Origin of the sequence: Spirosoma utsteinense (assembly GCF_014282275.1) — a bacterium.
In the GTDB taxonomy this organism is placed as follows: Bacteria; Bacteroidota; Bacteroidia; order Cytophagales; family Spirosomataceae; genus Spirosoma; species Spirosoma utsteinense.
The window spans coordinates 1-4,470 of the sequence record NZ_VFIA01000100.1; the positions used below are offsets into that span (position 1 = coordinate 1).

Below are 4,470 nucleotides of genomic sequence, written 5' to 3' on the forward strand. Positions count from 1 at the left end.
TTGCCATTGAGAGTCCGTTAGTGCTTGAAACGATTCGTTCATGATCTTGGAGCTTGGTAACTACAAGATAAGACGGACTCTCATTTTTAGACTATCCAAAACATACTCTTACAACCCCTCGGTAAAAGACATAAACTCCGAAGATACCGGGGCCAACACCGATACCGAAAAAGAGTACATCTACAAAGTGTACAGCGATTTGTTGCAGGACGTAACGCCGGTATCAGGCAAAACCAAGACGGAGACCTACGAAGACGTTGCCAAAAGACGCTTCATCAAAGAACCGGCGACTATGCGGTTGTTGATTGTAGTCGATAAACTCCTGACCGGTTTCGACGCACCGACGTGCACGTACTTGTACATCGACAAAAAAATGCAGGATCACGGCTTGTTCCAGGCGATTTGCCGGGTCAATCGTCTGGATTCAGAGGACAAGCAATTCGGCTACATTGTCGATTACAAAGAACTGTTCAAGAACCTGGTCAACGACAAGGGAACCGGCGCTATTCAGGTCTACACCTCCGAACTGGATTACGATCAATTCCAGAAAGAAGACTGCGACATTCTCTTACAGGATCGTGTAAAGAAAGGCCGGGGGCGGCTGGACAATGCCCTGGAAGCCATTGCCCTATTGTGTGATCCGGTTAAACCGCCAAAATCTGAACTCGATTATCAGCACTATTTCTGCGGTAATACGGAGATTCCAGAGGAACTGAAAAATACAGAATTACGTCGTACGGCTTTGTATAAGAATACCGTAACCCTGATTCGGGCTTATGCCAATCTGGCCGCCGAACTAGACGAAGCCGGGTATCTAGTAAATGAGCAGGAGAACATAAAAAAGCAGGTTGACTTTTACCTCAAGCTACGCGAAGAAATACGGATTGCCAGTGGTGAAGTACTCGACCTGAAAGCGTACGAAGCGGATATGCGGCACTTGATCGACCATTACATTCAGGCCGAAGAACCAACGCCTATTTCTCCCTTTGGCGATTTGTCACTGATTGAACTCATTGTCCAGTCGGGAATGGATGCCGCCATCGACAAATTGCCCGACAGCATTAAGAGTAGTCAGGAGGCCGTAGCCGAGACGATTGAGAACAACGTCCGACAAAAGATTATCAAAGAACACCTCATTGACCCGGCCTTTTTTGAAGACATGAGCAAGTTGCTAAGCGAAATTATCAAAGAGCGCAAAGCCAATGCCATCAGTTATGCCGAACACCTGAAGCAAATGGCCAATCTGGCAGCAACCGTACAGGCGGGCAAAAAAGAGGATGTACCCAGCGCGTTACGTACCCCCGCCCAACGGGCGCTCTACAACAACCTCCACCACAATGAAGTTTTAGCCATGAAAGTGCATGAGAGCATCATGGAGTACAAACCAAACAGTTGGCGAGGTATGCAGACACGAGAGAATGTTGTAAAGAAGGCAATCTATGACGTACTGGATGATGTAGCCGAAACCGAGCGGATTTTTGATATTGTAAAAAAGCAGGGCGAATACTAACATGGAGCAACTGATGCTGGGCGATATTACCGTTGATGTGGTGCAAAAAGACATCAAGAACGTGCACCTGAGCGTTTACCCGCCTACCGGTCGGGTTCGTATTGCGGCCCCCTTGCGGATGAACCTCGATACCATCCGTATATACGCAATATCGAAGCTAAGCTGGATCAAGCAGCAGCAGACCAAGTTCCGGGAGCAGCCACGGGAAACACCACGAGAGTACCTAAACAAGGAAGGTCATTACTATCTGGGTAAACGTTATCTGCTAACCATAATCGAGCGAGATGCTCCCCCGCAAATTAAACTCCGCCACTCCACCATTGAGTTGTACGTCCGGCCAGATACCGAAGCCCAGAAACGAAAGGACATTCTGGAGAGTTGGTACCGGGAGCGGCTTAAGGAACTTGCCCCGTCAATCATTGAAAAATGGGAGGATAAAATGAGCGTCTCGTTGAATGAGTTCCAGGTGAAGAAAATGAAGACCAAATGGGGCACCTGTAACTGTGACGCTAAGAACATGTTGGGGAATTATCTTTGGTCAATCAGTCAAATTCGTTGCAGCATGATCTGAATGTTGGCTAGGTACAGCCAGCTCACCGAAGATGATGGCGTATACTCGTAATCCTTGACGATCCGGCGGAAGAAGTTCGTCCAGCTAATAGTTCTCTCAACCACCCATCGCTTGGCGATTGGTACAAATCCCTGCGCCGATTCAGGCCGAGAAGCTTTCTCAAAATCAATGCTCCAGTGTGCTAATTCTTTGGCAAATACGCCATTGTAAGCCTGGTCACCCATCACCTTCTCTAAGCGCTCACTAACCCGCCACAATAGACTGCTTACTAAGGTGCAGCCAGCCGGGCCATCTGCTTCGTTAGCCGCGTGGACGTGAGCTACCCAAAGCCGCCCTTCGGTGTCGACAATGAATTGTCTTTTGCGCCCATTGACCCGTTTATTGGGATCAAGACCACGCTCCTCACCAATCATCGGACTCAGCTTAATACTCTGTGAATCAATACATACTAACGAGGGCGTGGGCATTCTACCCACTTGTTTACGATCCAACTCATTGAGAGCCGCATTCACTCGTTCAAACAGATTATCTGTCTTCCATCTGTCGAAGTAATAGTATACCGCTTGCCAGTGAGGCCAACCATGGGGTAGGTTCCGCCACTGACAGCCGGTTCGTAAAAGCCAGAGAATGCAGTTGATAATCTGCCGTAAATCATGCTTTCGCTTGCGTTTAAGGTCAAGGAAGGGCGAAATTGCCGCCCATTGGGAGTCGGTCAGTGGTTGCCATTGTTTGGTCATTGCTTTGTCGTTTGGTCACAACAAAGTAGACACGACTCTCAACCTCTTTCAATTCCCCAACACGTTCTTAGGCTGAATGAGCTGCAAGGTTTGCTGGCGCAGCCTGGCATAGTTGATTTTATCGCCAGTGCGTTCCATCAACTCGATAGCCGAAATCTCGTAGATAGTTTCGGCTGTATGGTCAGGCTGGATTTGAGAGCAGACCATGTAGAATAAGTTTCGCTGTAGCTTGGAGAGATTGACGGCGATCCGATTGAGGGAGTTCTCGAAGAGAACCATAGTTGGTTTAACTTTGTCCATTGGGGCCGGTCAGGTCGGGGAAGTTGTGAGAAGCGGAACCGCCTGATTCGTGCCCCAAACTTAAAAACTAAAATATGACTTAAAAAATAAAGCAGTCATATTTTATACTGTTCTATACGCTTACAAAAAGTCATCTTTTACAGAGGTTTCACTTACGAAAAGTCATCTTTTAGAGGTCTTTTAGCTTACGAAAAGTCATCTTTTAACTTACGAAAAGTCATCTTTTAGCTTACGAAAAGTCATCTTTTAGCTTACGAAAAGTCATCTTTTAGGCCCGTAACTATAGTGAAAATCAATTGGTTACAAGCCCCTTAACAAATAAAAAATAAAACATTTGATTCACAAAACGTTTGATTTTCGGCATTTAGAGTAAAAAAAAGCTGACGCAGGAAGCATAATGAAGGGGGAAAAAAGAAAACAAAGAAAAAGCAAATCAACACCGAAAAAATAGAAAGAGCCGACAACTATAATTATAGTTATACCTGTTTCACGATTTGTACTTTTCTAAGATTAATCAGTTTGTGAAAAGCTGACTTAATGACAACGGGGAAAGAAAAATTTACTTGTTACTTTCCCCTATTCTGTATCGGGGTTTTATTAGTAATTGGACAAAGAATTACTCTAGGCGTTTTTGGCCTGTATCCACTACTCATACGGCTTGAAAATTGGGTACTTTGAAAAGTGGTATGAGTTTACGGTACAACTAAGAAGTAATATTTCGGCGTTTCGACGGCTTGATCGAGCTGTACCGAAAAACCCTCTTTTTTGTAAACTGTTGATAATCAGCAAAAATGTACATCGAATTTCCTTAGAGTAATTCTTTGTCCATTTACTAAAAGAAGCCCTATCTGCCGCAGTTCGCTCTATTATCCCCCTCTCCAATGATGGGGGGCCGTCCACATTCGTACGAAATGTTCCATCAAGGACAGCACATACAGATAATCAATGTGTTACGATGAGCAGTAAAGGAAACGTTGGTTTCTTTACTCAGTCAGGACATAGCAAATTGAGTGCTTTTGAGCCTGTTTTTGGGGCAACAAACTCGGTCAATCATTCAAAGTAAACCTTCAGTCAGTTCAAGTTGAGTTGTTTTACTTGCAGAATTGGCTTGGTGGAACATTTCGTACGAATGTTGGCCACCCCCCAATGATCAATTTGTTTACCCGGTAGATTCATCTTACCTTCCCTTTCCCACATTGAGCCATATGGGAGCGATGCGCGAAGCGGTCTTGTAAGAGAGCAAGAGAGCAAGAGAGCAAGAGAGCAAGAGAGCAAGAGAGCAAGAGAGCAAGAGAGCAAGAGAGCAAGAGAGCAAGAGAGCAAGAGAGCAAGAGAGCAAGAGAGCAAGAGAG

4 protein-coding genes are annotated in these 4,470 nt (G+C 45.5%); 2 read left to right on the forward strand and 2 right to left on the reverse strand.

Going from position 1 to position 4,470, the window contains the following annotated elements; all coding sequences use genetic code 11:
• The first annotated feature begins 40 nt into the window (after window positions 1–40).
• Together FH603_RS27630 and FH603_RS27635 are read left to right on the forward strand one after the other, a co-directional pair.
• Window positions 41–1,510 (forward strand): type I restriction enzyme subunit R domain-containing protein, encoded by a 1,470-nt coding sequence (locus FH603_RS27630; protein ID WP_186742495.1) that lies wholly within the window; start codon window positions 41–43, stop codon window positions 1,508–1,510.
• 1 nt (window position 1,511) lies between these two features.
• Window positions 1,512–2,081 (forward strand): M48 family metallopeptidase, encoded by a 570-nt coding sequence (locus tag FH603_RS27635; protein ID WP_186742497.1) that lies wholly within the window; start codon window positions 1,512–1,514, stop codon window positions 2,079–2,081.
• Here the strand turns inward: FH603_RS27635 and FH603_RS27640 are convergent.
• Window positions 2,057–2,818: an IS5 family transposase gene (locus FH603_RS27640; protein WP_186742499.1), complete on the reverse strand. Its 762-nt coding sequence runs from the start codon at window positions 2,816–2,818 to the stop codon at window positions 2,057–2,059. The two genes, FH603_RS27635 and FH603_RS27640, sit on opposite strands and share 25 nt — an antisense overlap.
• A gap of 48 nt (window positions 2,819–2,866) precedes the next feature.
• Window positions 2,867–3,118: a RepB family plasmid replication initiator protein gene (locus FH603_RS27645; protein ID WP_235985653.1), complete on the reverse strand. Its 252-nt coding sequence runs from the start codon at window positions 3,116–3,118 to the stop codon at window positions 2,867–2,869.
• Window positions 3,119–4,470: the final 1,352 nt, after the last annotated feature.

Excerpts from the sequence above, each read along its gene's own strand:
- FH603_RS27630 (WP_186742495.1), top strand. The coding sequence starts at position 41 with ATGATCTTGGAGCTTGGTAACTACAAGATAAGACGGACTCTCATTTTT.
- FH603_RS27635 (WP_186742497.1), top strand. The coding sequence starts at position 1,512 with ATGGAGCAACTGATGCTGGGCGATATTACCGTTGATGTGGTGCAAAAA.
- FH603_RS27640 (WP_186742499.1), bottom strand. The coding sequence starts at position 2,818 with ATGACCAAACAATGGCAACCACTGACCGACTCCCAATGGGCGGCAATT.
- FH603_RS27645 (WP_235985653.1), bottom strand. The coding sequence starts at position 3,118 with ATGGACAAAGTTAAACCAACTATGGTTCTCTTCGAGAACTCCCTCAAT.